Raw genomic sequence first — 26,561 nt, 5'->3', positions numbered from 1 at the left:
ACATGTCAGGGCGCCGGGCCGTCTCAGGGCAGTGACCGTCATACGAATGGCCGAGGGAAGGCGACCCTTACCGACGTAGGGTTGATCCGGGGAGGCCTGGGGAAGGCCGCTCCCGGACAGCCACCTCGAGGGAGGTCCAGTTCAGTGACCAGTCAGGTCAGCAGCACAGCGGAACAGGCCGACGGATCCGTCGTGGGAGAGCAGCGCGGTCCGGGCGGGACGAAGAGCGTGCGTCGTCTCGACCGGGTGATCATCAGGTTCGCGGGAGACTCGGGCGACGGTATGCAGCTCACCGGCGACCGCTTCACCTCGGAGACGGCGTCGTTCGGCAACGATCTCTCCACCCTGCCGAACTTCCCCGCCGAGATCCGCGCGCCCGCGGGCACCCTTCCCGGCGTCTCCTCGTTCCAGCTGCACTTCGCCGACCACGACATCCTCACCCCGGGAGACGCGCCGAACGTGCTGGTCGCGATGAACCCGGCCGCTCTGAAGGCCAACATCGCCGACGTGCCGCGCGGCGCGGAGATCATCGTCAACACGGACGAGTTCACCAAACGGGCGATGCAGAAAGTGGGCTATGACAGCTCACCGCTGGAGGACGGCTCACTCGACGGCTACCAGCTCCATCCGGTGCCGCTGACGACACTGACCGTCGAGGCCCTGAAGGATTTCGACCTCACCCGGAAAGAGGCCGAGCGCAGCAAGAACATGTTCGCGCTCGGCCTCTTGTCATGGATGTACCACCGGCCCACGGAGGGCACGGAGAAGTTCCTGAGGTCGAAGTTCGCGAAGAAGCCGGACATCGCGGCAGCCAACATCGCCGCGTTCCGCGCCGGCTGGAACTTCGGCGAGACCACGGAGGACTTCGCCGTCTCCTACGAGGTGGCCCCGGCGGCGAAGGCCTTCCCGGTCGGTACCTACCGCAACATCTCCGGGAACCTGGCCCTGGCCTACGGCCTGGTCGCCGCCTCCCGCCAGGCGGACCTGCCGCTCTTCCTCGGTTCGTACCCGATCACCCCGGCCTCCGACATCCTGCACGAGCTGAGCCGGCACAAGAACTTCGGCGTCCGCACGTTCCAGGCCGAGGACGAGATCGCGGGCATCGGGGCGGCCCTGGGGGCGGCGTTCGGCGGATCGCTGGCCGTGACCACGACGAGCGGGCCCGGTGTGGCACTGAAGTCCGAGACGATCGGGCTCGCGGTGTCGCTGGAGTTGCCGCTGCTGGTGGTGGACATCCAGCGGGGCGGCCCGTCCACCGGCCTGCCGACCAAGACGGAGCAGGCGGACCTGCTCCAGGCGATGTACGGCCGCAACGGCGAGGCACCCGTCCCGGTGATCGCCCCGCGGACCCCGGCCGACTGCTTCGACGCCGCCCTGGAGGCCGCCCGGATCGCGCTCACCTACCGCACCCCGGTGTTCCTGCTCTCCGACGGCTACCTCGCCAACGGTTCCGAGCCCTGGCGCATCCCGGAGCCGGACGAGCTTCCGGACCTGACCGTGCAGTTCGCCCAGGGCCCCAACCACACCCTGGAGGACGGCAGCGAGGTCTTCTGGCCGTACAAGCGGGATCCGCAGACCCTCGCCCGGCCGTGGGCGGTCCCGGGCACTCCCGGCCTGGAGCACCGCATCGGCGGCATCGAGAAACAGGACGGCACCGGCAACATCTCCTACGACCCCGCCAACCACGACCTCATGGTCCGCACCCGCCAGGCGAAGATCGACGGCATCGACGTCCCCGACCTCGAGGTCGACGACCCGCAGGGGGCGCGCACGCTGGTGCTGGGCTGGGGCTCCACGTACGGGCCGATCACGGCGGCCGTACGGCGGCTGCGGGCGGCCGGGGAGGGCATCGCGCAGGCCCATCTGCGGCACCTCAACCCCTTCCCGAGGAATCTGGGGGCGGTGCTGGAGGCGTACGACAGGGTCGTGGTCCCCGAAATGAACCTGGGCCAGCTCGCCACCCTGATCCGGGCGAGGTATCTGGTCGACGCGCACTCGTACAACCAGGTCAACGGCATGCCGTTCAAGGCGGAGCAGCTCGCCACCGCGCTGAAGGAGGCCATCGATGGCTGAGACGACCGGCTCGTCCGGGGCAGGCACGGGCACGATCGAGGCGCTCTCGCTCGTACCGAAGGCCGAGGCCCGGCAGTCCATGAAGGACTTCAAGTCCGACCAGGAAGTGCGCTGGTGCCCCGGCTGCGGTGACTACGCGATCCTCGCCGCCGTCCAGGGCTTCATGCCGGAACTGGGCCTGGCCAGGGAGAACATCGTCTTCGTCTCCGGCATCGGCTGCTCCTCCCGCTTCCCGTACTACATGAACACGTACGGGATGCACTCCATCCACGGCCGGGCGCCGGCCATCGCCACCGGTCTGGCCACCTCCCGGCAGGACCTGAGCGTGTGGGTCGTCACCGGGGACGGCGACGCCCTCTCCATCGGCGGCAACCACCTGATCCACGCCCTGCGCCGCAACGTCAACCTGAAGATCCTGCTGTTCAACAACCGGATCTACGGGCTGACCAAGGGCCAGTACTCCCCCACCTCCGAAGTCGGGAAGATCACCAAGTCGACGCCGATGGGTTCGCTCGACGCACCCTTCAACCCGGTCTCCCTGGCCCTCGGCGCGGAGGCGTCGTTCGTGGCGCGGACCGTCGACTCCGACCGCAAGCACCTGACGGAGGTGCTGCGCCAGGCCTCCGCCCATCCCGGCACGGCTCTCGTCGAGATCTACCAGAACTGCAACATCTTCAACGACGGCGCGTTCGAGGTGCTGAAGGACAAGCAGTCGGCCGAGGAGGCGGTGATCCGGCTGGAGCACGGGCAGCCGGTCCGGTTCGGCGCCGACGGCGCGAAGGGGGTCGTACGGGACCGGGCCACCGGTGATCTGCGGATCGTCAGCGTGACCGAGGAGAACGAGGCGGAGGTGCTGGTCCACGACGCGCGCTCCGCGTCCCCGACGACCGCGTTCGCCCTCTCCCGCCTCGCCGATCCGGACACCCTGCGCAACACGCCCATCGGTGTCTTCCGCGCCGTCGAACGGCCGGTCTACGACACGCAGATGGCCGAACAGCTGGACACCGCGGTCGAGCGGCAGGGCAAGGGCGATCTGGCGGCGCTGCTGGCCGGTGGGGACACCTGGACGGTCGTCGGCTGAGACGGCCCGCACCGGCGGCGGTTCACGAGGCCCGGGACGTGATGTCGCGGGCCTCGTCGTATGCCCGGCGTGCTTCCTGGACGTCGGGCAGCCGCTCCGCCGTCCAGTGCGCCAGGGCCGTCACCTGTGCGGCGGCCTCGCGGCCCAGCTCGGTGAGCGAGTAGTCGACGCGCGGCGGGATCACGGGCTTGGCGTCCCGGTGGACCAGGCCGTCGCGCTCCAGGGTCTGGAGGGTCTGGGTCAGCATCTTCTCGCTGACGGTCCGGCCGAACCGGCTGATCACCCGGCGCAGCTCGCTGAAGCGGTGCGGGCGGTCGAGCAGCTCCATCAGGACGAGGACGCCCCAGCGGCTGGTGACATGTTCCAGGACGAGCCGGGACGGGCACATGCCCGCGTCGTCCGTCCCCACCTGCTTGATTACCGTCATGCCAGTACCTTACTTCAAAGTGGGTACTTTCCAATAGTTAGCGCTCCTCCTAGGGTTGCCGTCATACCGCTTCCCCTGTCGCGCATCCCGCAAGGAGTTCTCGTCATGAGCATCGTCGTCACCGGAGCCACCGGACACCTGGGCCGCCACGTCGTGGAGCAGCTGCTGGAGAAGGTTCCGGCGGAGCAGATCACCGCCGTCGTCCGCGACGAGGCGAAGGCCGCCGATCTCGCGGCCCGCGGAGTACGGCTCGCGGTCGCCGACTACAACGTCCCCGAGACCTTCGACGGCCTGTTCGCCGCCGGGGACAAGGTGCTGCTGATCTCGGGCAACGAGTTCGACAAGGGCCGTCCGCGGCAGCACCAGGTCGTCATCGACGCCGCCAAGGCGGCCGGTGCCGCTCTGCTCGCCTACACCAGCGCCCCGGGCAGCCTCACCGCCGCACTGGCCGACGACCACCGGGCCACCGAGGACGCACTGCTCGCCTCCGAGCTGCCGTACACGCTGCTGCGCAACGGCTGGTACCACGAGAACTACACCGAGCAGCTCGCCCCGGTGCTGGAGCACGGCGCGGTCGTCGCGGCCGCGGGCGAGGGCCGGGTCTCGTCCGCGTCCCGCGCGGACTACGCGGCGGCCGCGGTGGCCGTACTGACCGGCGAGGGCCACGAGAACAAGACGTACGAGCTTGGTGGCGACGAGGCGTGGAGCTTCGCGGAGTACGCGGCGGAGCTGAGCCGGCGGACCGGCCGGGAGATCGCTTACAACGCCGTGTCGACCGAGGCCCTCACCGGCATCCTGGCCGGCGCCGGGCTGCCCGAGCCGCTCGCGGCGATCCTCGCCGGGGTGGACGCGTCGATCGAGAAGGGCGAGCTGGTCGTCCCGACCGGCGACCTGTCCCGCCTGGCGGGCCGCCCGACCACCCCGCTCTCCGTGGCGATCGCGGCCGCGCTGGAGGACAAGGGCTGATCGGTCCACCGAAGGACCGGAGGACCGGCTGACCCATTGACCCATCCCCTTGCCTCCTCAGCCCGGGAGGGGGTGCGGGCACGCTCCGGCGCTGTCCCCACCCGCGCATGTCATGACCGTATAGCGATACGGGCATGACATGCGGGGGTGCCCGGCGTTACCTTCGTTCACGCATGCCTGTCGTGAGAAGGAGGACCCGTGGCCGGGACGTCGAAGGGTGAGGGCCGTACCGGCCTGGTGAACGGCTTCGCCGCCTACGGGATGTGGGGGCTCGTGCCGCTCTTCTGGCCGCTGCTCAAGCCCGCCGGCGCGTTGGAGATCCTCGCCCACCGCATGGTGTGGTCCCTCGTCTTCGTCGCGGCGGCGCTGGTGGTCGTGCGGCGCTGGGCGTGGGCCGGTGAGCTGCTGCGGCAGCCGCGCCGGCTGGGTCTGATCGCGATCGCCGCGGCCGTCATCACGGTCAACTGGGGCGTCTACATATGGGCGGTCAACAGCGGGCACGTGGTCGAGGCCTCCCTCGGCTACTTCATCAACCCGCTGGTCACCATCGCCATGGGCGTGCTGCTCCTCAAGGAGCGGCTGCGGCCCGTGCAGTGGGCGGCGGTCGGCGTCGGCTTCGCCGCGGTGCTGGTGCTCACCATCGGCTACGGCCGCCCGCCGTGGATCTCCCTGTGTCTCGCGTTCTCCTTCGCCACGTACGGGCTGGTGAAGAAGAAGGTCAACCTCGGTGGGGTGGAGTCGCTGGCCGCCGAGGCGGCGATCCAGTTCGTGCCCGCTCTCGGCTACCTGCTGTGGCTCTCCGCCGACGGGAGCTCCACCTTCACCGGCGAGGGTGCCGGGCACGCCCTCCTGCTCGCCTCCACCGGCATCGTGACCGCGATCCCGCTCGTCTGCTTCGGCGCGGCGGCGATCCGTGTGCCGCTGTCCACGCTGGGGCTCTTGCAGTACCTGGCGCCGGTCTTCCAGTTCCTGCTCGGCGTCCTCTACTTCCACGAGGCCATGCCGCCCGAGCGCTGGGCCGGGTTCGCCCTGGTCTGGTTGGCGCTGACCCTGCTCACCGCGGACGCGCTGCGCACGGCCCGGCGGGCGGCCCGCGCGCTCGCCGCCGGCACGCCCGGCTCCCTCGCCGGGCCGGACACACCGGAGCCGGGGCAGGCTTCGGTTCCGGCTCCAGCTTCGGCTTCGGCTTCGGCTTCGGCTTCGGCTTCGGCTTCGGCTTCGGCTTCGGTTGGGGCTACCGCTCCAGCTCCGGCCACCGCTCCGGTCGCCAAGCCGTAGGCAGACGGCGGTCGACACCCGTGCGGGCCACGACGCGCGAGGGCGCGCGGAGGCGTCCGGTCCGCGCGGCCGGAGCCCTATAACTGGTCCCATGACGGAGACACCGACGCCCGCACCCACCCCCACGCCCGTGCACTGGAAGCTCGTCGTCGACAGCGCCGACCCGCACGCCCAGGCCGTTTTCTGGGCCGCCGCGCTGCGCTACGAGGTGGAGGACAACAGCGCGTTCATCGAACGGCTGCTGGCACTCGGCGCGCTGACGGGCGCGGCGACGGTGGAGCACCACGGCCGGCCCGCCTTCCGGGACCTGATCGCCGTACGGCATCCCGAGGACCCGTTCGATCCGGATCGTGGGACGGGGCTCGGGCGGCGGCTGCTGTTCCAGCGGGTGCCGGAGGCCAAGACGGGCAAGAACCGGCTCCATCTCGATCTGCATCCCGGCGACGGGCGGCGCGCGGCCGAGGTCGAACGGCTGACCGCGCTCGGGGCGAGTGTGCTGCGGGAGGTGAGGGATCCGTCCGGGGAGTGGGTGGTGATGGCGGACCCCGAGGGGAACGAGTTCTGCGTGCACTGAGCTCGGTCGTGCACCCCAGGGTCCCGGCCCCCGGCCACCGAATCAGCCGTGCGGGAGGGAGCCGGAGTTCCGGGCCCGCTCGGCCAGCCGCGTCATGCGGGCACGTGCCGATTCCAACTGCTCCACGTCCTCGGCGGCCGGCCCTTCCCCGGTGGTCAACTCCGTCCACAGTGCCAGGAGCTCGGTTCCCAGGTTGAGCCCCTGCAAGGGGTCACGTACGGCGCGCCAGGCCGTCGCCGCGCTCAGGACGTTGCCGTACGCGGCCTCCGTGTCGCGCGTGCGGTGGTGGATCCGGGCCAGGTCGAGGGAGACGTGGAAGGACCGGAGCGGGTCGGCCGACAGGTAGGCGATGTACGCGCCGAGTTCCCGCAGCCGGAGCACTTCGGGGTGCTCCGGTCCCAGCGTTTCCGAGGCCTGTGCGACGGTCTGTTCCGCGAGCGCCGCCGCCACCTGCGTCCTGCCCGCCCGCACAGCCGCGTTGATCTGCGCCATCGGCTCCGCGAGGAGTGCGGGCGCGCCGCCGTCACCCGGGAGCGAGCGGGGGTCGTCGCCGAGCACGGCCTCCGCGACGGCGTCGAAGCCGCGGGCGGGAGTCGGCTTGGGGTCGGGGTCCGAGTCGGGGCGGGAGCCGAGGGTGCGGCCGAAGACAGGGCTGCCGTCGGGCTCCGGTCCGGCGTCGGGAGTGCTGCCACCCGTGTCCGCGGGCGGAGGGGTGTCCATCGCGGGCGGCGGACCGAAGACGCCCGTCGGGGCGACGACCGTGCCGGGGGCCGGGACGTCGCCCTGCGGGTGCGCCTGGGGGAGCGGCTGCGGCCGCGGCTGTGAGTGTGACTGTGGGGGGATCTGGGGTCGGGGTCGGGGTCGGGGCTCCGGGACGGTGCGCAGCGGGAAGGTGGGGGCCGTCTCGTTCACCGGTTCGGGCACGGATCGCAGGGCGTGCGTGGGCTTGTCGTGGCGGGACGGCGCGGGCGGCTCCTGCGGCGGCGCCACCCGCAGCGGCTCGCCCGCGAAATGGCTGGATCCGTCCGGTTCGACGCGCAGGGGAACGACGTAGCCGATGCGCTCGTCGTGCACCGTGGCGGCGACCGGATGGCCGGTGGCCAGAGCGATGCGGTGCAGGTGGCCCAGGACGGCGTGCTGGATCTCCTGGCCGTCGGCGGGGACGACCGGGACACCGCCGATCGTCGCCGGCCCGCCCCCGGACACGTGCACGTCGAGTGGCGCCACCACGGCGGCCTGCCGCCCGGCGTGCTGCTGTTCCCGCTTCTTCTCGCGGCTGAGTCGCGACATCGGTTTTCCTCACTCGGACACGTATCCCGTGCACGTACCTGGTGCTCATGATCCGTGCACGCACACGTACACGTACTGTTGAGTTTCTCCGCCCGCTCCCTTTCCTGGCGTCACCACGACGTCACAGGCTCGTTCCAAGGAGCGGCCCGCACAGTCAGTACGAAGGAGCACGGACATGCGGACGACGGACGGGCAGCGCGGACCGGAGATCTGGATCCGTGGACCGGTGGCCGCGCCGGGGCCGGTGCCGGGGCCGTACGAGTCCGTGGCCGCCCCGACCGCCACTCCCCGGCGCTTCGCGTGGCTCGCCGCCCACGGCGGGGCCGGAACCTCCACGCTCGCCGCCGTCTACGGCGGTCACGACTGCGGACGCGACTGGCCGGGCCCCGACGCGCCCTCGTCCGTCCTGCTGGTCGCCCGGACGCACGCGACCGGCATCGAGTCCGCCCTGCGGGCCCTGGAGGTCTTCCGGCGCGCGGAGTCGCCGACCGGACTGGACCTGGAGGCGGTCGTCCTGGTCGCGGACGCCCCGGGCCGCCTGCCCCGGCCGCTCGTCCAGCGGATCCGGCCGATCGAGTCGGCCATCGACGTGTACCGCGTGCCCTGGGTTCCGTCCTGGCGCCTCGGCGACCTGTCCGGGGAACCGCCCCGCGAGAGCGAGCCGCTGTGCCGCCTCACCGGCACGACCATACGGCGGACCCGTTGACCCCGCCCGCCCCGCCGCCGTTCCCGTCGCCGGCCCCTTCGCCGTTCCCTCCGCTGCCTCCCGCCGTCGGGATCGCCGACGCCGTGCGGGCGGGGCGGCTGCGGGCCGTCGACGCCGTCGCCGGGGCGTTGGAGCGGATCCGGCGGGCCGACCGTGCGGTGTGCGCCTTCGTCGAGGTGTGGGAGGAGGCGGCGATGGCGGCGGCGGCCGAGGTCGACGTGCGGGTCGCCGCGGGTGAGCGGCTGCCGCTGGCCGGGGTGCCGATCGGCGTCAAGGGCCGGTACGGGCTGCGGACGGCGGGGCCGTTGACCGACGCCGGATGCGTGCCGGTGGGCGCGACGGCCGTGCCCGGGCCGGGGACCGCATGGCAGACCTGGGGGCTCGGAGCGCACGGCCGTACCGTCAACCCCTGGCGTGCCGACCGCACGCCGGGTGGCTCCTCGGCCGGCTCCGCGGCGGCGGTCGCGGCCGGCCTGGTGCCGCTGGCGACCGGCAGTGACGGGGCGGGATCGGTGCGGATACCGGCGGCGTGGTGCGGGATCCTCGGCCTGAAGGTCACCGGGGGCAGCCTCCCGTCGGCCGACCGTACGGGGCTGGCGGCGCCCGGCGTGCTCGCGCGGTACGCGGCGGACGCGGAGGCCTACTGGCGGGTGATGGCCGGGGCGGCGGGCGCGGCGGGAGCGTCCGGTGCGCTCGACGCATCCCGGTCCGATCCGCCTGTCCCCGATCCGCCTGTCCCCGATCCGTCTGTCCCCGATCCGCCTGTCCCCGATCCGTCTGTCCCTGATCCGCCCGTCACCCATGCGCCCGTCACCGATGCGCCCGTCACCGATCTGTCCGCCGCCGAGCCGGCCGACGTCCGTCCGCCCGTCGCCGATCCGCCCACCGCCGTCTTCTCCCCCGATCTCGGCTTCGCCGCTCCCGACCCGGAACTCGTGGCTCTGGCCCGCGCCGCCGCCGTTCGCCTCGCGGACGCCGGTGCCGTACGGCTGCTGCGCGCCGAGGTGCCGCCGCCGCGGCTGGAGGACCCCGGCCCGGCGTGGCTGGCGCTCCGTGCGACAGGCGCGGGCGCAGGCGCAGGCACGGGTGGCGGTGCTGGGCGCGGAGGTGACGGCGGTGTCGCGGAGGCCGTGCGGAGGGTCAACGACTCCCGGCTGGCCGCGTTCTTCGCCCGGGCCGACCTGCTGCTGACCCCCACGACCCCCCATCCGCCGCACGGCCACGAGGGCCCGGGAGCGCGCTACTCGACGGCGCTCACCTGGGCGTTCAACCTCAGCGGGCATCCGGCGCTCAGCCTCCCGGCGGGGATCGGACCGGACGGCTGCCCGGCGGGACTCCAGGCCGTGGCGCCGCACGGACGGGAGGCACTGCTGCTCTCCCTGGCGGCGCGCGCGGAGGCGGCGAGCGGGGTCCTGGTGCCCGGCGGCGGCCTCGGCGAAGCGGCATCGTCCGATCAGCCTTGGCGAAGGTAATTGCATGCGCATATAATGCACAGGCGTCTTATTGCTGCACGCCTATCACCTGGGGGAAGACCGTGAGCACCCGCCGTTTCCTGTTCCTGCTGGGCAGTGCCCGCAGCGCCGGCAACACCGAACTGCTGGCCCGCCGGGCCGCCGAACAGCTGCCCGCCGACGTCGAACAGCGGTGGCTCGCCCTCGCCGAGCACCCGCTGCCCGACTTCGAGGACCTGCGTCACGACGAGGACCACGTCCGCCCCACCGAGGGCAACGCGGGCCTGCTGCTCGACGCCACGCTCGCGGCGACGGACCTCGTGATCGCCTCGCCGCTGTACTGGTACACACTCTCCGGACACACCAAGCGCTACCTGGACCACTGGTCTGGCTGGCTGCGCACCCCCGGCCTGGACTTCAAGGCGACGCTCGCCGGCCGCACCCTGTGGGGCGTCACCGCGCTGGCCCACGAGGAGCAGGTGGTCGCCGACCCGCTGGTCGGCGCGCTGCACAACTCGGCCGCGTACATGGGGATGCGGTTCGGCGGAGTGCTGCTCGGCAACGGCAGCAAGCCCGGTGACGTCCTGAACGACACGGAGGCGCTCGCACGCGCCAAGACGTTCTTCGTCCGGGAGGCGCCGCTGGCGCGCTTCCCCTACGAGACCGGGAACGGTACGGAGACCGGGACGGGAACCGAGCCCGAGACGGAAACCGGGGCCGGGACGGAAACCGAGCCCGGGACGGTCCCGACTACGCGGTGATGTCCCTCGTCGTGAACCGCGCCCACGCCGCCGAGCCGAAGACGGCCACGTACAGGCCTTGCAGTCCGAGGTTCCTGCGCAGTTCCTCCCAGTAGACGGGGTCGCGCATCAGGTCGGCGAAGGACAGCCAGTAGTGGGAGAACAGGTACGGCTGGATCGCGTGCAGTTGGGGGATCTGGTCGAGGATCTGGACGGTGATCACCAGCCCCACGGTCGTCGCCATCGCCGCGATGCCGCTGTCGGTGAGCGTGGAGACGAACAGGCCGAGCGCGGCCACGCCGAGGAGGGAGACGGCGACGACCAGCGCGATCAGCAGGGCCCGCGTCAGGCCGTCGGCGAAGGAGATGCGGGTGCCGGAGATCGTCGTGAGGTCACCGAGCGGGAACAGCAGCGCGCCGACCGCGAGCGCCGACACCGTGACGACGAAGGTGGCCAGCAGGCAGAAGGCCGTCGCCGTCGCGTACTTGGCGAGCAGGAGGCGGGTGCGGCCGGCGGGGGCGACCAGGAGGTAGCGCAGGGTGCCGGCGTTCGCCTCACCGGCGAGCGCGTCGCCGGCGACGACCCCCACGGCCATCGGCAGGAAGAACGGGAGCGTGGCGGCCAACGCGGTGAACACCAGGAACAGGCCGTTGTTGGTGATCTGCGCCATGAAGGCCGGCGCCTCACCGCCGCCGCCCCGCTGCCCGGCCGTCGCCCCGTCCCCGGTCTCGATCTTCACGGCGATCCCGACCAGGACCGGCACGGCCGCCAGTACGGCCAGCAGGGCGAGGGTGCGCCAGCGGCGGAGGGTGACGGTCAGCTCGCTGCGGAAGAGGCCGAGGGTCCACAACGGGCCTGCCCCTCGGACGCCTTCGGCCCGCACCGCGGCAGCCGTTGCAGCCTGCACCGCCGCGGCCGATTCAGCCCGCGACATCGAAACCCTCCCCCGTGAGTGCCACGAACGCCTCCTCCAGTGAGGCCCGCTCCACACCGAAGCCGCGCACCCGGACGCCCGCCGTCACCAACGCGGCGTTCAGATCCGCGAGTTCCAGGCCGCCGGGCTCGCCCGTCACCCGGTCCTCGGTGACGACGACGTCGCCCACCCCCTGTTCCTTCAGCACGCGGGCCGCGTCCGCCGGATCCGGGGTGGTCACGACGAGCCGGCCGCGCGCCCGGGCCGCCAGGTCGGCCACCGGGCCCTGGACGAGAAGGCGTCCGCGCGCCATCACGGCCGCGTGCGTGCAGACCTGCTCGATCTCGTCGAGGAGGTGGGAGGAGAGGAAGACGGTGGTGCCGTCGGCGGCCAGCTCGCGGACGAGGACACGGATCTCGCGCATGCCCTGCGGGTCGAGGCCGTTGGTCGGCTCGTCGAGGACGAGCAGGCGGCGGGGCTGGAGCAGCGCCGCGGCGAGGCCCAGCCGCTGTTTCATGCCGAGCGAGTACGCCTTCGCCTTCTTGCCGGCGGCGGCCGTCAGCCCCACCCGGTCCAGCGCCGCCGCCACGCGCGGGCGCCGGGTGCGCGGATCGGCGGTCGGGTCGGCGGCGTCGTAGCGCAGGAGGTTGTCGCGGCCGGAGAGGAAGCCGTAGAGGGCCGGGCCCTCGATGAGGGCGCCGACGTGCGGGAGGACGGTGCGGGCGGCCCGTGGCATGGGCCGCCCGAGGACCCGGGCCGTGCCGGAGGTCGGTTCGACGAGGCCCATCAGCATGCGGATGGTGGTGGTCTTGCCGGAGCCGTTCGGGCCGAGGAAGCCGAAGACGCTGCCCGCCGGGACGGCCAGGTCGAGGCCGTCGACGGCGAGCTGCCCGCCGCGGTAGCGCTTGGTGAGGGCGCGGGTGCGGATGACGGGGTCGCCCGCACCCAAGTCCTCATCCGGCGCCATTCCCGGCACCGCACCTGGCGCCACACCCGGCGCCCTTCCCCGCAGCGTTCCGGGCGCCACTCCTGGCACCGTCCCGGGCGCCGCTCCCGGCACCGTCCCGGGCGCCACTCCTGGCACCGCTCCCGGCACCGTCCCGGGCGCCGCCGCCGCGTCGCCGTCCATCGGCTCCCCCGATCCGCTGTCCACTGGTGGTCGTCGGGCCGGTCACCGCCCCGAGTCGGCCGCTCACCGCCCGGGTCGGCCGCTCACCGTGCCGAATCGGCCGCCTTCACCAGGGCGTCCTTGGTGACGGCACCGACGTAGACCTTGCCGTCGTCCGTGACCAGGGCGTTGATCAGACGGGTGGAGAAGACGGTCCCGGAGCCGAACTTGCCGGTGACCTTGTCGCCGAAGGAGCCCAGGAAGCCGCCGAGAGCGCCCGCGTCGGGCAGGTCCCCGGCGGAGGCGGCACCCGTGCCGCCGGTGTCGAAGGCGGCCACGGACGTCCAGCCGTCGCCGAGGACATCGAGGCCGGCCAGGTCCTCGCCCAGCTCCTCCTCGGAGGGGGCGCCGGAGTCCTCGGGCGCCTCGGCCGGGTCGGCGGCCTCCCCCTCGGTCACCTTGGCGCCCTCGGGCGGGGTGAACTCGAAGGTGGAGGCGACCGGCCGGGCGAAGCTGACCTGGGTGAAGCCGGCGTCCACGACGGCCGCGCCGCCCCCGCTCGGGGTGAGCGTGAACTTCAGCGGCAGCCCGGTCTCCGCGTCCACGGCCACGCTGATCGCGCCGACGGTCGAGCCGGACTGCTTCGGCTTGACGACCAGCTTGTAGGCGTCGCGGCCGGCGACCTGGGCGGTCCCGTCGACGGTGACCGAGGTGGTGTCGTCCACCGCCTTCAGGGCTTCCTCGGTGAGCTCCTTGGGGGTGGCGGGCACGGGCGTGCCGTCGTCCTTCGCGTTCTTCTCGACGGTGGAGTGGTAGACCTCGTCGGAGGCGCTGTCGTACGCCCACACGTCCGTGCCGTTGTGGATGACGCTGTACTCGGCGGCGTTCTCCAGGAGGGAGAGCTTCTGCCGGTCCGGGCCGTCGGCGGCGACGCGCAGGGTGTGCGTGCCGGAGGCGAGTTCGGTGAGCTTGGCCGAGGGGTCGGCGGACGAGCCGCCGCTCTCCCCGGTGGCCCCGGAGAGCAGCCCGCTCTCCAGGCCGCCCAGGTCGGGCAGGCCCAGATCGGTGCTGATCTTCACCGTGCCGGAGAGCTGCTGCACGTCGGACGCGGCGATCTTCTCTATGAGCTGCTGCGCGCTGATCTTCGGCAGGTCGGGGTCGCCCGAGTCGGCCAACGCCGGGACGAGCCCGATCGTCGCCGCCGCGACACCCGCCACGGTGACCGGAACGACGTACCGCACGGCCTTGCGCCGTCCGACGCGCGGGTCGTCGTCGGTCTCCCCGGCGCGCGTGCTGTCGTCGGATGCGTACGGTGCCATGTGTGCCTTACCTCCGTCGTCGGCGGCGGCTGGTCATGTCGCGAACGACCCCACCTCAAGCCGCCATTCTCACCCGAATCGGTGAGGATTGGGGTTCTCCGTGGTCTCCATCTGACCAAATCGGCCCACGACATACGTCAACCCGAGGACTCAACTCCGCCTACGCCTGCGGTATGACACGGGAGCGGGTGACGGGCGGTCACCCGTAGGGGGCGGGGCACCTCACCCGGCCCGGTGCACCACCGCGTCGCACAGCTCCATCAGCGCCTTCTTGGCCCCGCACTCCCGCAGCGGCGCCAGCACGGCCCGCGCGTCCTTCGCGTACCGCACGGTGTCCGCGCGGGCCTGCTCCAGCGCGGGGTGGGCGCGCAGGGCGGCCAGTGCCTCCGCGTGCCGTGCGTCGTCGCTCAGGTCGGAGTCCAACAGCTCGCAGAGTGCCACGTCCTCGGGCAGCGCCAGGCGCTCCGCCCGCTCCCGCAGCCGCAGCACGGGCAGCGTCGGGATTCCTTCCCGCAGGTCCGTGCCCGGCGTCTTGCCCGACTCGTGGGAGTCCGACGCGATGTCCAGGACGTCGTCCGCGAGCTGGAAGGCGACTCCCAGCCGCTCGCCGTACTGCGTCAGCACGTCCACGACCGTCTCGTCGGCGCCCGACATCATCGCGCCGAACCGGCACGAGACGGCCACCAGCGAGCCGGTCTTGCCGCCGAGCACGTCGAGGTAGTGCTCGACCGGGTCCCGCCCGTCCGTCGGCCCCGCCGTCTCCAGGATCTGCCCGGTGACCAGCCGCTCGAACGCCTCCGCCTGCACCCGGACCGCCTCGGGCCCGAGGTCGGCGAGGATGTGCGAGGCCCGGGCGAAGAGGAAGTCCCCGGTGAGGACGGCGAGCGAGTTCCCCCAGCGCGTGTTCGCGCTCGGCACCCCGCGCCGTACGGTCGCCTCGTCCATCACGTCGTCGTGGTACAGCGTGGCCAGGTGGGTGAGCTCCACCACCACGGCCGACGGCACGATCCCGGGCGCGTACGGGTCGCCGAACTGCGCCGCGAGCATCACGAGCAGGGGCCGGAACCGCTTTCCGCCCGCCCGCACCAGGTGCTGGGCGGCTTCCGTGATGAAGGGAACCTCGCTCTTGGTGGCCTCGAGCAAGCCTTCCTCGACAGCCGTCAATCCGGCCTGGACATCGGCTTCCAGAGCCTGGTCCCGCACGCTCAGCCCGAACGGCCCGACGACGGTCACGAGGGGTCTCCTGTCTGCTGGTGTCTACTCGCGGTTACACGGTTTGTCGATAGGTCTCTGCCATCACTCGCGTCAGCGTATCCGGTCACGTTTCGATCACTGATAAGCCCCCACGTCCCCCGGCCCCCCACGTCGCTCGACCGGGAGACGACGGGAGGAGCCCGGATGAGCCCGAGCGGCTTTCGATCACGACCGGTATGTTTCTGATCAGCCGATACGAACGGACATTTATCGACTGACCGGGAAGTAGTGATTCATGTCCAGCGCAGAGGTAGACGTCGAATCCGCCGACCGGCCCCCTCCGCGCGACGACGCCGTCCCGGGCCGCCGCTTCCCCGGCCGCCCCGGGGGCCTGCTCGCCCTCTGCGGCCTGACGGCCTGGGAACGCTTCTCGTTCCTCGGGGTGCAGGCCGTCCTGGTCCTCCACTTCACCGACGCGGTGGCCCACGGCGGTCTGGGCATGCCGGCCGGGACCGCCGTCCCCCTCGCGGCGGCTCTCGGCGCCCTCGTCCACCTGGCCTCCGTCGCCGGCGGCCGGCTCGCCGACCGCGCCCTGGGCCCGTACCGCTCGGTGCTGTGGGGTGGCGCCCTGACCGCCTGCGGGCTCTACGCCCTGGCCGTGCCCACCACCGGCACGACCTGGGTGGGCCTCGGCCTGGTCGTCGCCGGCACCGGGCTCGTCAGGCCGAACGCCGCCACCCTGGTCGGCACGCTCCGCCGCGCCGGCGATCACCGCCGCGACGCGGACTTCGCCCTCTACTGCTCGGCGCTCGGCCTCGGCGCCCTCGCGGGACCGGTGATCATCGGCGGACTCGGCGACCACCACGGCCGGCACTGGGGGTTCGCGGCGGCCGCGGTCGGCATGACGTGCGGCCTGGCGCAGTACGCGACCGGCCGCCGCCACCTGACCGGCCGCCTTCACCTGACCGGCCGCCCTCGCCCGACCGGGAGCCTTCACCCGACCGGGAGCCCTCCCCCGACCGGCCACCCTCACCCGACCGGGAGCCCTCCCCCGACCGACCCCCCTCACCCGACCGGGAGCCCTCCCCCGACCGGGAGCCTGACCGGCCGCCCTCGCCCGACCGGGAGCCTTCACCCGACCGGACGAAGGCGCACGCGCACCCCGCGATCGACGCCGACGGCCGTCAGGGTCGCCCTCTCCCCCCGGTCCCTCGCGCGCTCGGCCCCGGTACGCCGGGCGGTCCACCGGGCCGTCACCGGGGCCGTGGTCGTCACCGCGTTCGCGGTCTACCTGGCCGCGTCGGGGTGGCTCACCCTTGACGTTGTCGTGAACCTGCTCACCTTGCTCGCGGTGCTCGCCCCGGTCGCCTGCTTCGCGGTGCTGTTCACCAGCCCGGCGGTGACCGCGCGGGAGCGCGGCCGGTTGCGTCCGTGCGTCGTGCTGTTCCTCGCCTCGACCGCGTTCGACCTCGCGCTCCTCCAGGCATGTTCCACGACACTGCTGCCGGCCCCGGCGGGCGCCGGGGCCACGATCCCCGGCTTCGACTTCCCGGTGAGCTGGTACCTGCCGGCGCTCTGCGCCGCCGAGGCCGCCCTCGCTCCCGTGGTGGCGTTCCTGTGGGCGCGGCCGGGCCGCCGCGGGCCGGGCACCGGGCCCACGACCGCACTCGGGGTCGTCCTCGGCGGCTCGGCGTCCCTGCTGCTGGTGGTGCCGACGAGCGGGCACGGCGGCAGCGACGCGCACCCCATGTCCGGTGGGTGGATCGTCGGCTCGTGCCTGCTGCTCGGCCTCGGCGGCGTCCTCGTGAAGGCTTCGGGACTGTCGGCCACCACCAGGCTCGCCCCGGCCGCGTTCGCCGGGTGGACCACGGCGCTGTGGTTCCTCTCCGCGGCGCTCGCGGGCGGCATCCAGGCGCAGGTGGCGCGGCTCCACGACGACGTGTCCCGGCCCGTCCTCTTCGGCGTCAGCGGCGCGATGGCGGTCGCCGCCGGCCTGGCCGTACTGGCCGCGTCGCCCTGGCTGCACCGCACGACACGCCCCGTCCACTGACCCCCGCCGCCGACTCACCGGCACAACACGCCCTTTTACAAAGGACTTAGGGCTCATTGTCCGTTTGGCCCCTATTGTACTGACGGGTGAGTTGGCTCACTCCCCACCCCCACCTCACTCCCCACGCCGAAACCTGTGACTCCGCTTTGCGCCAAGCCAGTTGACGTTTCACGACAGCAAAGGATCAAGCACCCCATACCGCTCGGATCATGGTCAATAGGGGTGTGGTGTGACTCCGCCACTTGTTCCGGACATGTGCTCTCGCATACGTTCCCGCCACAAGTCGGGCGGACGCCGAATCCTGCCGCCGCCCTTCACCACCCATCGACGAACACTCACGCACGGCAGGAGCGGGGGACCCAGGTAGAACGCCGGGCCGTACGTCACGCACGTAACGGCCCCGGCTAGGGGTGAAGTCGCGCCGCCGTACCCGTACGGCGGCCGGCCGGGCACCTCCCCGCCCGAACCCGACAGCTCACCCCGCAGGCGCCGGAGAGGAATTCCGCCATGTCTGCTGCCGCTCAGCCCCGCCGCACCCGCCTCGCCCGCACCGTCGCCGCCGTCTGCACCGGCGCCGCCGTGCTCTCCCTTCCGTTCATGGCCGCCACCAGCGCCTCCGCCGCCCCCACGACGTCGGTCACCACCACGTCGGCCACCACGGTCGCCGGGTACCCCGACAACCTCGACGGCTGGATCCGCGAGTCGCTCGCGATCATGGCCGAGCGGGGCATCCCGGGCACGTACAACGGCATCCACCGCAACATCCTCCGCGAGTCGTCGGGCAACCCGAAGGCCATCAACCTCTGGGACTCCAACGCGGCCAAGGGCACCCCGTCCAAGGGGCTGCTCCAGGTCATCGACCCGACCTTCGCCGCGTACCACGTGCCCGGCACCTCGTACGACCCGTACGACCCGGTCGCCAACATCACCGCGGCCTGCAACTACGCGGCCGCGCGCTACGGCTCCATCGACAACGTGTTCGGCGCGTACTGACCTACGCCGGGCGCGGGACACGCTCCTGCGGGGTGTGTCCCGCGGGACACACCCACGGGACTCGCCCTAGGGGAAGAGTCGTTCGAGGACGACGGCCACGCCGTCGTCCTCGTTCGACGTCGTCACCTCGTCGGCCACCGCCTTCAGCTCGGGGTGGGCGTTGGCCATCGCGACACCGCGCGCCGCCCAGTCGAACATCGGGATGTCGTTGGGCATGTCACCGAAGGCCAGCGTGTCCTCGGGCCTCAGCCCGAGGTGTTCGGCGGCCAGCGCCAGCCCCGTCGCCTTGGTGATGCCGCACGGCTGGAGTTCCACCGTGCCCGGCCCGGACATGGTGACGGTCGCGAGCGAACCGACCACCGAGCGGGCCGTCGCCGCCAACTCGTCGTCGGACAGGGTGGGGTGGCGCAGCAGCACCTTGCTGATGGGCTCGCACCACAGGTCGTCGCGCGACCCGACGCGCAGGGCCGGCAGGGTCGGGTGGGGCATCCGGTAGCCCGGCTCGATGAGCGTCAGCCCGTCGACGCCGTCCTGGTCGACGGCCGCGTACACCTCGCCGACCTCGGCCTCGATCTTCCCCAGCGCGGTCTCCGCCAGCTCCCGGTCCAGGGTGACCGACCACAGCAGGCGGTCCGCGCCGGCGTCGTACACCTGTGCACCCTGGCCGCACACCGCGAGTCCCCGGCTGTGCAGGTTCGCCAGCAGCGGCCGGACCCGGGGTGCCGGGCGGCCCGTCACCACCAGGTGGCGGGCGCCGGCGGCCGCCACCCGCGCGAGCGCGTCGAGGGACCGGTCGGAGAAGGTGTCGTCGCCGCGGAGCAGCGTTCCGTCCAGGTCGGTGGCGATGAGGGAGTACGCGGCGCAGCGCGCGGCATCTGCGAAGGGTGCGGCCATGATCAGAGAATACGGATCCCCGCCGTCCCCAACTCACCTTCCCTTGTGGGCGATCCGCGGGAAGACGGGGAGGGACGGCCGGAAACGGCTTTCACACGCAACGCCGGGTACAGGGCGGTTAAAGGCCTCTGCACCGATTGGCAACAACATGCTCCGCTACCTACCGCCCGAACTACCTGGAGCGGTACCGTCCAAGTGTCCAGGGGGGACTTGATCGGGGGGTCAGGTTGAGCAGTGGACGTGTTCGTGTGCTCGGGCCGGAGGAGCTCGGCGAGGGGGATCGGGAGCGGTGGCGCGCGCTGCGCGCCGCGTCCGCGGTCCCGCGCAATCCGTTCATGGAACCGGAGTTCACCGACGCCGTGGGCCGGGTGCGGCCGCGCGCGCGGGTGGCGGTGGTGTACGAGGGGCGCGAGCCGGTCGGTTTCCTGCCCCACGAGCGGGGCCGGCTCGGCCGGGGCCAGGCCCTCGCGTACGGCGTGTCGGACGCCCAGGGAGCCGTCCTGAGCCCGGGCCTCGGGCTGAACGCGGACGAACTGATGCGGGCGTGTTCCCTGTCGAGCTTCGCCTTCGACAACCTGGAGGCGGAACAGGGGCTGTTCCTGCCGCAGGTGGCCGCCGAGTACGCCTCCTACGTCATCGACGTGGAGAAGGGGTACGAGACCTACGAGTCCGTGCTGCGCGCGCAGTCGCCGAAGTTCCTGAAGACGACGCTCGCGAAGGAACGCAGGCTGGGCCGCCAGGCCGGGCCGCTGCGGTTCGTGTTCGACGAGCGCGACCCGGCCGCGCTGCGCACGCTCATGGCGTGGAAGTCGGCTCAGTACCGCAGGACCGGCCGCCGGGACCGGTTCGCGCAGGAGTGGATCACCCGGCTCGTGGACGCCCTCGCCGAGACGCGCGCCCCGGAGTGCTCCGGCACGCTGTCCGTGCTCTACGCCGGTGAGCGGCCCGTCGCCGCGCACTTCGGACTGCGTTCGGCGTCCGTCCTGGCCTGCTGGTTCCCGGCCTACGACCCGGAGTTCGCGAAGTTCTCGCCGGGGCTGGTGCTGCATCTGCGGATGGCCGAGGCGTCGGCCGCGGAGGGCGTCGGCCTGCTCGATCTGGGGCGGGGCGCGGCCGAGTACAAGGACTCGCTGAAGACGGGCGAACTGCCCGTGTACGAGGGGGCGTGGACGCGTCCGGGGGTGGGCGCCGCGCTCCACTGGCTCAGCCGTGAGCCCTCCCGCCGCGCGCACCACTTCGTACGGGCCCGGCCGAGGCTGGCGGCGACGGCGGCACGGGCGCTGAAGGGCGCGGGGCGGCTGCGGCAGTTGCGGCGATCGTGACGGGCGGGGCGGACGCCCGTTCGGCGAGGGGTGGACGCCGGTTCCGCACGGGTCGGACGCCGGTTCAGCACGGGACGGACGCCGGTTCGGAGCGGGTCGGACGCCGGTCCAGCGCGGGGCCATCGCAAGAGGTGCCCGTGAGGGCAGGGGACTTCATGGCAGGGGAAGGCTCATGAGAGCAGGGGGGTTCATGTCCCGCGCACACGTGGAGCAGGAGATCCGGAGGTTCCTCGCCATCGGGCCGGTGCAGGTCGCCGAGCTGGACCTGGAGGGTCCCGGGGCCACCCTCAGGCCGGGGCCCGGCAGCCCTCCCGTCACCCACGGTGAAGTGTTCCTGCTGGTCAGGAGGGATGGCCGGCCGGTCGGCACCCTCCTGGGACGGGTCCCGGAGGGCGCCGACCCGAAGACGGTCCTCGCCGGCCTGGCACGGGAGCGGATCGCCCCGGAGCGGGTGGGGAACGGCAACGGCGCCGGGGAGACCGAGCGGTCCGGGAGCGCGGGCGCGGCGCCTTCCGTGCCGTACACCAGTGTCGTGATCGCCACCCGCGAACGTGCCGGGCAGCTCGCCCACGCGCTCGACTCGATGCTCGCCCAGGACCACCCCGACTTCGAGATCGTCGTCGTGGACAACGCACCCGTGACCGGCACGACCCGGGACTTGATCGAACGCAAGTACGCCGAGCGCGTGCGGTACGTCACCGAGCCGGTGCCCGGTCTCGCCGTCGCGCACAACCGGGGCGTCGAGGCCGCGCGCGGCGAGGTGATCGCCTTCACCGACGACGACGTGGTCGCCGACCCGCGCTGGCTGACCGGACTCACCGCGCCCTTCACCGCCGACCCCGGACTCGGCTGCGTCACCGGCCTGATCCTGCCGGCCCGGCTGCGCACCCCCGCCCAGGTGCTGCTGGAGAGCCACGGCGGCTTCGCCAAGGGCTTCACGGCCCGTACGTACGACCCGGCCGACCCGCCCGCCGACGAGCCGCTGTTCCCGTTCACGGCGGGCCGGTTCGGCTCCGGCGCCAACATGGCGTTCCGCCGCTCCGTACTGTGTGCGGTCGGCGGCTTCGACCCGGCCACCGGTGCCGGCACGCCCGCGCGCGGGGGCGACGACCTCTACGGGTTCGTCCGCGTCCTCGCCCAGGGCCACCGTCTGCACTACGCCCCGCAGGCCCTGGTCTGGCACCACCACCGGGAGACCTGGCGGGACCTGGAGACGCAGGCCTACGGCTACGGCGCCGGCCTCACCGCCTATCTCACCGCCGTCCTCGTCAACCGCCCCGCTCTCCTCCCCTCGTTCCTGGCCCGGCTGCCCCGCGGCCTCGCCCACGCCCGCGCCCTGACCGCGACCCGTGAGGCGGACACCGACGGCACCCGTACCCCCGGCGACCATGACGACCGCAGCCATCCCTGGCCGGGCCGGCTGTCCCGGTTGCAGCGCCGGGGGATGCTGTACGGGCCCGTCGGCTACCTGCGGGCCCGGCGGGCTCTGCGGGCGGCTCGCGCCTCCCGGGAGTCACGATGACGGGGACCGAGGACGGCAGAAGTGGCATAGGCCGTAACGGGGCCGGGGCGAGTAGGCCGGGGGCCTGGCTGGGGGGTTCGGGGGCCGGAACGAACGGCACGGGAGCCGGGGCGAACAGCCCTGGGGGCAGGGCGAATGGTTCGGGGAGCGGTGCCGGCTTCCCGGTCTCCGGCGGGAGCATCCCCGTGTTCCTCTACCACGCCGTGATGGAGGACCCGCCCGACTGGATCGCCGAGTTCACCGTCACCCCGCGGCAGTTCGCGGCGCATCTCGACGCCGTCGTGGACAGCGGCCGTACACCCGTCACGGTCAGCGCGCTCGCCGACCATCTCGCCGGGCGGGCGCCGCTGCCCGCCCGGCCGGTGCTGCTGACCTTCGACGACGGCTTCGCCGACCTGCCGGGGCCGACCGCCGAGACGCTGGCCGGGCGGGGCCTGTCCGCCACCGCCTATCTGACCACCGGCGCCATCGCTCCGGGCGGCCGCAGTCTCCTGCCGCCCGCCCCGATGATGCGACTGGAGCAGGCGGCGGAGCTGGAGCGGTGCGGCATGGAGGTCGGCAGCCACACCGTCACGCACGCCCAGCTCGACACCCTGCCGCCCCGGGACCTCGTGCGTGAACTGCGCGACTCACGGGCCGTCCTGGAGGACGCGCTCGGGCACGGCGTCCGCCATCTCGCCTACCCGCACGGCTACAACAGCGGGCGGGTACGCCGTACCGCGGCCGCCGCCGGCTACGAGACCGCCACCGCCGTACGGCACGCGCTCAGCTCCGACCGGGACGAGCGGTACCGCATCGCCCGGCTCATCGTGCGCCGCGGCCACACCCTGGCCGACGTGGAGACCTGGCTGGCGGGCGAGGGGGCGCGGGTCGCGCCCTACCGGGACGGCGCGAAGACGGTCGCGTGGCGGTGGTACCGGCGGGCCCGCGCCCTGGTGCGTGGGCCCGTGTTCGCGGGCTGAGTCCCGGTCCGTTCGGCAGGCGGTCTCCGGTCCCGCGCCTCCCTACCCCAAGGGCTGGTTGAGATAGGGGTCGGAGACCGCCTTGCGCAGGCTGTTCCACGCCTGGTCGTCGGCCAGCGCCAGATCGCAGTGCGGGCCGGGGTCGCGGTAGTTCCACTGGAGCGCCGCCTTGACCCCCGTCAGCCCCTTGAGGACCGACGGCACCTGCGCGTACCACTCCGCCTGGCGGCCCGGGTGGGACGGGTCGTTCGCGGTGCCGAACTCGGACAGCATCAGCGGCTTGTCGTCGGAGATGTTCTCGCGGATCCAGTCGTGCGTGGCCTGCTGGGTCTGGGCGAAGGTCAGCCAGCCCGCCTGGTGACAGCGGAAGTAGTTGTACTGGTTGTAGGCGACCCAGTCGACGTAGTCGTCGCCGGGGTACATCCGTTTGATCACGTCGGCGTGTTCCAGGTAGCCGGTGGTGATCCAGGTCCACACCACGTTGGTCACGCCCAGGGTCCGGAACCGGTCGTGGATGTGCCGGTAGGCCCGGACGTAGTCCTCGGGGGTGCCGTTGGCCGGGGTGCGGGTGTCCATCTCCAGGTCGAAGGAGAGGAACACCTTCTTGCCGAACTCCTTGACGCGCCTGGCCTGGACGTCTATGACGGACGCGTCGAGGTCGCCGTCGGCTATCTGCTTCCAGGTGGGCTGCTGGGCGTCGGTGCCGCCCCACCACTTGCTCTCCCAGGACAGCAGCAGCAGGTGGCCGTCCGCGGCGACCCGCTGCTCCTCCGCCGTGAGCAACTGGCCCTCCAGCCGGTCGCCTTCGACGCGGGACATGTCGTGGTACGTGTACACGATGTCGAGGGTGCGGCCGACGCGTTCCTCGTAGTCGCGGACCTTCTCGGAGAGATTGCTCTTGTCGTGCGGCACGAACGCGCCGAACCAGGCGCCGCAGGGCGGTTCCAGCAGCGCCGTCGGGGCGCACTCCCCGCCGACGGCCGAGGGCCGGGAACCCGAAGCCTGGTCCCGGTCGGAGCCGGCGTCCCACGGACCGGAGCCGTCTCGCAGGACCAGGCAGGCGGTCAGAACGGCGGACAGGGCCGTGGCGACCGCGAGCAGGAGGAGGTAGCGGGGGCGGGGAGCGGGGCCGCCCGAGGAGGTGGGACCACGCGTCCGCCGGGCGGCGGACGCGTGGGGCCCGGCGGACCTGCGGGGGACGGGGAAGCGGCGCGGACGCCGGTGGCGGTGGCGGTGTGGACGGCGGCCGTCGCCGGACGGACGGCCATCTCCTGAAGGGTGGGGCGACCTCACAGAGCAGAACCTTTCCCGGTCCTCGGCGGGGAGGCGCGCAGCCGCGGGCAGAACGCGGCGACCGTGGTCAGCAGCGTGAGCGTGAGCAGGACGCGCTGCGCGCTGAAGGCATGTGTGGCGATGAAGACCGTCGCGGCGAGCAGCACGACGGCCACGCTCACGAAGACGGTCAGCATCAGCCGTTCCAGCAGGTCGGAGTGGTGTTCGAAGGTGGGGTCCCGGAGCTCGACCGGCCCGGCGGCGGGGGCCGTGGCCAGCGCGGGCCCGCAGATTCTGAGCAGGGCGGCGCCCGGGCCCGCCGCCAGGAAGGCGATCATCGCGGCGCCCCTGAGCGGGGAGCCGCCGGGCAGCGCGAGGGCGGACAGGGCGAGCCAGCCGCCGAACGGGGGCAGCATCCGGACGACGAGTTCCTGCGGGGTCACCGGCCCGCCTCCTTCAGCGCGTACGCCGTCCCGGCGTCGTTGGCGGCCACCCGCTCGAACAGGGGTGACGCGGCGATCGACCCCTCGATGCGGTCCAGTTGCCCCTCGGTGAGGAACCCGTTCATCTCGGCGTCCGCGAACTGGCCGCGGGTGAAGAGGAGATAGGCGCGGCCGGACGGTTCCACGGCGGACATGTCGCGGGCCAGGGTGGCGGCCGGGTCGCGCACGATCCGGTCGACGTGCTCGCGGGAGTCGTCGAGGAACCAGTAGTGGTCCACTCTCCAGTACTGGTCGAAGGCGAGCGGATAGTTGCGGTCGGCCGCGACGACCAGGGAGCCGTCCGGCGCCTGCTCGAACACCTGCCGGACCAGGTCCACTTCGGCGGGCGGGAAGTAGCTGATGCGGTCCTTGCCGGAGTAGCTCGGTACGAAGGCGAGGGTGCCGGCGAGGAGGGCGAGCAGCGGCAGCCAGACGTAGCGGCGGGGCTCGCGCCGCTCGCCCCGGCCCCGGTCCCGGTCCCGGTCCTGGATCAATCTCTGGATCAGGCCCTGGATCGGGCCAGGGCCAGGGCCGGAGTCGGGGCGTGGGTCGGGGCTTGGGTCGGGGCCTGGGGTGGCCTGTCGGCTGTTCTCCATCGCCGTCAGGGTGCGCACCTGCGGCAGCAGCGCCGCCGCGGCGAAGAAGGCGGCGCCGGGCAGCATGAACATCAGCACCCGGAAGATCATCTCGCTGCCGTAGCTGCTCGCGCCGAGCATCGGCAGCGGTGCGGCGGCGAGCAGCAGCAGCGGCATCGCGCGGTGGCGCAGCACCGGCTGGCGCAGCACGCCCACGACGGCGAGCAGCAGCACCGACGCCGACAGCAGCCGGGCCGCCCAGGAGGTCGTCACCGCGCCCGTGCCGGTCGGGGTGGCACCGTAACCGGTGGAGACGTTGCCCCCGATGTCGCCGATCGAGCGGATCATCTCGGGCATCGTCGCCGAGAGGAAGGGCAGCGCGGCCGTCAGACACCAGGCAAGGAAGATCACCACGGTGGTGATCAGCGGAACCTTGTCCCGGTAGTGGCGGACGAGGAACAGGGCGGCCAGCGAGACGATCAGCATGCCCGGCGTGAGCTGGTGCGAGATGACGACGGCGACGACCAGCACGGTCAGCAGCACCGTCCACACCGCCTGACGCTGCTGCGCCGCCGGCCGGCCGGGACGGCCGTAGCGGCGCAGGACGACGGCGAGCACACCGAGGTGCAGGGCGAAGGCCACGGACTGCGGGGAGAAGTAGTCCTGGCCCACCCAGTTCGCGACGTAGAAGAGCCAGACCGCGGTCCAGATCAGGCGCCGGTCCTCGGTGAACGTGCGGTAGAGCAGCAGCAGCGGAAGCAGCAGCATCAGGCTGGAGACCAGCGGCCACCAGGCCATGAACTGCGCGGCGGAGTCCACGCCGAGCAGCTTGACCAGCGTGGCCTGTGCGGCGAAGAAGCCGGGCCACTGGTCGTAGACGGCCAGGTCGCCGAGGACGTCCTCGCTCTGCAGCCGGCCGGCCGTCAGCAGGTGGTCGATGATCGCGTCGTGCTTCCACGCCCACGCGTACAGCGGCGTCGGATAGAGCACGGCCTGGGTGGCGCGCTCCATCACCAGCAGACCGAGCACGTACGCCGGTGCCCAGGCGGGGTGGCGGCGCGGGCCGCGCACGGTGAGCCAGAAGCCGGCGGTGAGTACGACCAGACCCGCCCAGAACGTGGGGTGCACCGCGGTGACCAAGCCGAAGTCGTCGAGGTCGGAGACGTCGGTGTGGGTCACCGCCCAGACCCACAGCGCGAGGGCGACGAGCAGGGCGACACCCGGATGGAACGCGGTGTTCCACCAGGGGCGGGCGGGAGGGAGGTCGGAGAGATCACTCACGGGCTCACCGGGCTCACCGGGCTCCCCACGTACCGGAGCGACGACGTCCGGAACGGTCGCGGTCGCTGTCGCGGTCGCTGTCGCTGTT

At 72.7% G+C, this 26,561-nt stretch carries 23 protein-coding genes and 1 riboswitch; of the genes, 13 read left to right on the top strand and 10 right to left on the bottom strand.

The window, feature by feature from the left end:
• The first annotated feature begins 144 nt into the window (after positions 1-144).
• Positions 145-2,073: a 2-oxoacid:acceptor oxidoreductase subunit alpha gene (locus ACFYWQ_RS05650; protein WP_389513148.1), complete on the top strand. Its 1,929-nt coding sequence runs from the start codon at positions 145-147 to the stop codon at positions 2,071-2,073.
• Positions 2,066-3,154 (top strand): 2-oxoacid:ferredoxin oxidoreductase subunit beta, encoded by a 1,089-nt coding sequence (locus ACFYWQ_RS05645; protein WP_389513146.1) that lies wholly within the window; start codon positions 2,066-2,068, stop codon positions 3,152-3,154. The genes ACFYWQ_RS05650 and ACFYWQ_RS05645 overlap by 8 nt, the downstream gene beginning before the upstream one ends.
• A gap of 22 nt (positions 3,155-3,176) precedes the next feature.
• On the opposite strand, the gene ACFYWQ_RS05640 is transcribed toward ACFYWQ_RS05645, so the two are convergent.
• Complete coding sequence (locus ACFYWQ_RS05640) at positions 3,177-3,581, bottom strand: winged helix-turn-helix transcriptional regulator (protein WP_389513144.1); 405 nt, start codon at positions 3,579-3,581, stop codon at positions 3,177-3,179.
• 105 nt (positions 3,582-3,686) lie between these two features.
• On the opposite strand from ACFYWQ_RS05640, the gene ACFYWQ_RS05635 reads away from it, so the two are divergent.
• The 3 genes from ACFYWQ_RS05635 to ACFYWQ_RS05625 all read left to right on the top strand — a co-directional run bounded on the left by ACFYWQ_RS05635 (position 3,687) and on the right by ACFYWQ_RS05625 (position 6,399).
• Entirely contained in the window at positions 3,687-4,547 is an 861-nt protein-coding gene (locus ACFYWQ_RS05635) for an NAD(P)H-binding protein (RefSeq protein WP_389513142.1), read from the top strand.
• A gap of 198 nt (positions 4,548-4,745) precedes the next feature.
• The gene (gene rarD / locus ACFYWQ_RS05630; protein ID WP_389513139.1) at positions 4,746-5,825 is read left to right on the top strand and encodes an EamA family transporter RarD; all 1,080 of its coding nucleotides are present in this window, start codon (positions 4,746-4,748) and stop codon (positions 5,823-5,825) included.
• A 91-nt stretch (positions 5,826-5,916) separates the two neighbouring features.
• A complete protein-coding gene (locus ACFYWQ_RS05625; protein ID WP_389513137.1) occupies positions 5,917-6,399 on the top strand; it encodes a VOC family protein in 483 nt (160 codons plus the stop codon).
• A gap of 42 nt (positions 6,400-6,441) precedes the next feature.
• On the opposite strand, the gene ACFYWQ_RS05620 is transcribed toward ACFYWQ_RS05625, so the two are convergent.
• Positions 6,442-7,689, bottom strand: a complete 1,248-nt coding sequence (locus ACFYWQ_RS05620; RefSeq protein WP_389513135.1) for a tetratricopeptide repeat protein — start codon at positions 7,687-7,689, stop codon at positions 6,442-6,444.
• A 175-nt stretch (positions 7,690-7,864) separates the two neighbouring features.
• On the opposite strand from ACFYWQ_RS05620, the gene ACFYWQ_RS05615 reads away from it, so the two are divergent.
• The 3 genes from ACFYWQ_RS05615 (at position 7,865) to ACFYWQ_RS05605 (ending at position 10,607) form a co-directional block, all read left to right on the top strand.
• Positions 7,865-8,395, top strand: a complete 531-nt coding sequence (locus ACFYWQ_RS05615) for a DUF6668 family protein (protein ID WP_389513134.1) — start codon at positions 7,865-7,867, stop codon at positions 8,393-8,395.
• Positions 8,396-8,448: 53 nt separating this feature from the next.
• Complete coding sequence (locus tag ACFYWQ_RS05610; RefSeq protein WP_389514347.1) at positions 8,449-9,867, top strand: amidase family protein; 1,419 nt, start codon at positions 8,449-8,451, stop codon at positions 9,865-9,867.
• Positions 9,868-9,929: 62 nt separating this feature from the next.
• Positions 9,930-10,607, top strand: coding sequence for a flavodoxin family protein (locus tag ACFYWQ_RS05605; RefSeq protein WP_389513132.1), 678 nt, complete (start codon positions 9,930-9,932; stop codon positions 10,605-10,607).
• On the opposite strand, the gene ACFYWQ_RS05600 is transcribed toward ACFYWQ_RS05605, so the two are convergent.
• The 4 genes from ACFYWQ_RS05600 to ACFYWQ_RS05585 form a co-directional block, all read right to left on the bottom strand.
• Entirely contained in the window at positions 10,597-11,520 is a 924-nt protein-coding gene (locus ACFYWQ_RS05600; protein ID WP_389513129.1) for an ABC transporter permease, read from the bottom strand. The two genes, ACFYWQ_RS05605 and ACFYWQ_RS05600, sit on opposite strands and share 11 nt — an antisense overlap.
• The gene (locus ACFYWQ_RS05595; protein ID WP_389513127.1) at positions 11,507-12,466 is read right to left on the bottom strand and encodes an ABC transporter ATP-binding protein; all 960 of its coding nucleotides are present in this window, start codon (positions 12,464-12,466) and stop codon (positions 11,507-11,509) included. The genes ACFYWQ_RS05600 and ACFYWQ_RS05595 overlap by 14 nt, the downstream gene beginning before the upstream one ends.
• Positions 12,467-12,711: 245 nt before the next feature.
• Entirely contained in the window at positions 12,712-13,926 is a 1,215-nt protein-coding gene (locus ACFYWQ_RS05590; protein WP_389513125.1) for an outer membrane lipoprotein carrier protein LolA, read from the bottom strand.
• A gap of 222 nt (positions 13,927-14,148) precedes the next feature.
• Complete coding sequence (locus tag ACFYWQ_RS05585) at positions 14,149-15,159, bottom strand: polyprenyl synthetase family protein (protein ID WP_389513123.1); 1,011 nt, start codon at positions 15,157-15,159, stop codon at positions 14,149-14,151.
• A gap of 256 nt (positions 15,160-15,415) precedes the next feature.
• On the opposite strand from ACFYWQ_RS05585, the gene ACFYWQ_RS05580 reads away from it, so the two are divergent.
• Positions 15,416-17,170 (top strand): peptide MFS transporter, encoded by a 1,755-nt coding sequence (locus ACFYWQ_RS05580; RefSeq protein ID WP_389513121.1) that lies wholly within the window; start codon positions 15,416-15,418, stop codon positions 17,168-17,170.
• Positions 17,171-17,492: 322 nt separating this feature from the next.
• Positions 17,493-17,672: riboswitch (cyclic di-AMP (ydaO/yuaA leader) on the top strand.
• 5 nt (positions 17,673-17,677) lie between these two features.
• Positions 17,678-18,163 carry a transglycosylase SLT domain-containing protein gene (locus tag ACFYWQ_RS05575; protein WP_389513119.1) on the top strand — a complete coding sequence of 162 codons (486 nt, stop codon included), beginning with the start codon at positions 17,678-17,680 and terminating at the stop codon, positions 18,161-18,163.
• Positions 18,164-18,229: 66 nt separating this feature from the next.
• Here ACFYWQ_RS05575 and ACFYWQ_RS05570 read toward each other — a convergent pair whose 3' ends face one another.
• Positions 18,230-19,057 (bottom strand): HAD family hydrolase, encoded by an 828-nt coding sequence (locus ACFYWQ_RS05570; protein ID WP_389513117.1) that lies wholly within the window; start codon positions 19,055-19,057, stop codon positions 18,230-18,232.
• Positions 19,058-19,305: 248 nt separating this feature from the next.
• On the opposite strand from ACFYWQ_RS05570, the gene ACFYWQ_RS05565 reads away from it, so the two are divergent.
• From ACFYWQ_RS05565 to ACFYWQ_RS05555, 3 genes are all read left to right on the top strand, one after another.
• Positions 19,306-20,379, top strand: coding sequence for a GNAT family N-acetyltransferase (locus tag ACFYWQ_RS05565; RefSeq protein WP_389513116.1), 1,074 nt, complete (start codon positions 19,306-19,308; stop codon positions 20,377-20,379).
• A 190-nt stretch (positions 20,380-20,569) separates the two neighbouring features.
• Complete coding sequence (locus ACFYWQ_RS05560) at positions 20,570-21,901, top strand: glycosyltransferase (RefSeq protein ID WP_389513114.1); 1,332 nt, start codon at positions 20,570-20,572, stop codon at positions 21,899-21,901.
• A 185-nt stretch (positions 21,902-22,086) separates the two neighbouring features.
• Complete coding sequence (locus ACFYWQ_RS05555; protein WP_389513112.1) at positions 22,087-22,863, top strand: polysaccharide deacetylase family protein; 777 nt, start codon at positions 22,087-22,089, stop codon at positions 22,861-22,863.
• Positions 22,864-22,905: 42 nt separating this feature from the next.
• Here ACFYWQ_RS05555 and ACFYWQ_RS05550 read toward each other — a convergent pair whose 3' ends face one another.
• From ACFYWQ_RS05550 to ACFYWQ_RS05540, 3 genes are read right to left on the bottom strand one after another with little or no spacing between them, the layout of a single operon-like run.
• The gene (locus ACFYWQ_RS05550) at positions 22,906-24,156 is read right to left on the bottom strand and encodes a glycosyl hydrolase (protein ID WP_389513110.1); all 1,251 of its coding nucleotides are present in this window, start codon (positions 24,154-24,156) and stop codon (positions 22,906-22,908) included.
• On the bottom strand, positions 24,153-24,578 hold the full coding sequence (locus ACFYWQ_RS05545; RefSeq protein ID WP_389513108.1) for a hypothetical protein: 426 nt from the start codon (positions 24,576-24,578) through the stop codon (positions 24,153-24,155). Before ACFYWQ_RS05545 ends, ACFYWQ_RS05550 begins: the two co-directional genes overlap by 4 nt.
• Positions 24,575-26,473: a glycosyltransferase gene (locus tag ACFYWQ_RS05540; protein WP_389513106.1), complete on the bottom strand. Its 1,899-nt coding sequence runs from the start codon at positions 26,471-26,473 to the stop codon at positions 24,575-24,577. The genes ACFYWQ_RS05545 and ACFYWQ_RS05540 overlap by 4 nt, the downstream gene beginning before the upstream one ends.
• Positions 26,474-26,561: the final 88 nt, after the last annotated feature.

The sequence above is a fragment of the Streptomyces sp. NPDC003247 genome (assembly GCF_042888135.1).
Taxonomy (GTDB): Bacteria; Actinomycetota; Actinomycetes; order Streptomycetales; family Streptomycetaceae; genus Streptomyces.
This window is presented reverse-complemented; position numbering and strand designations above follow the sequence as displayed.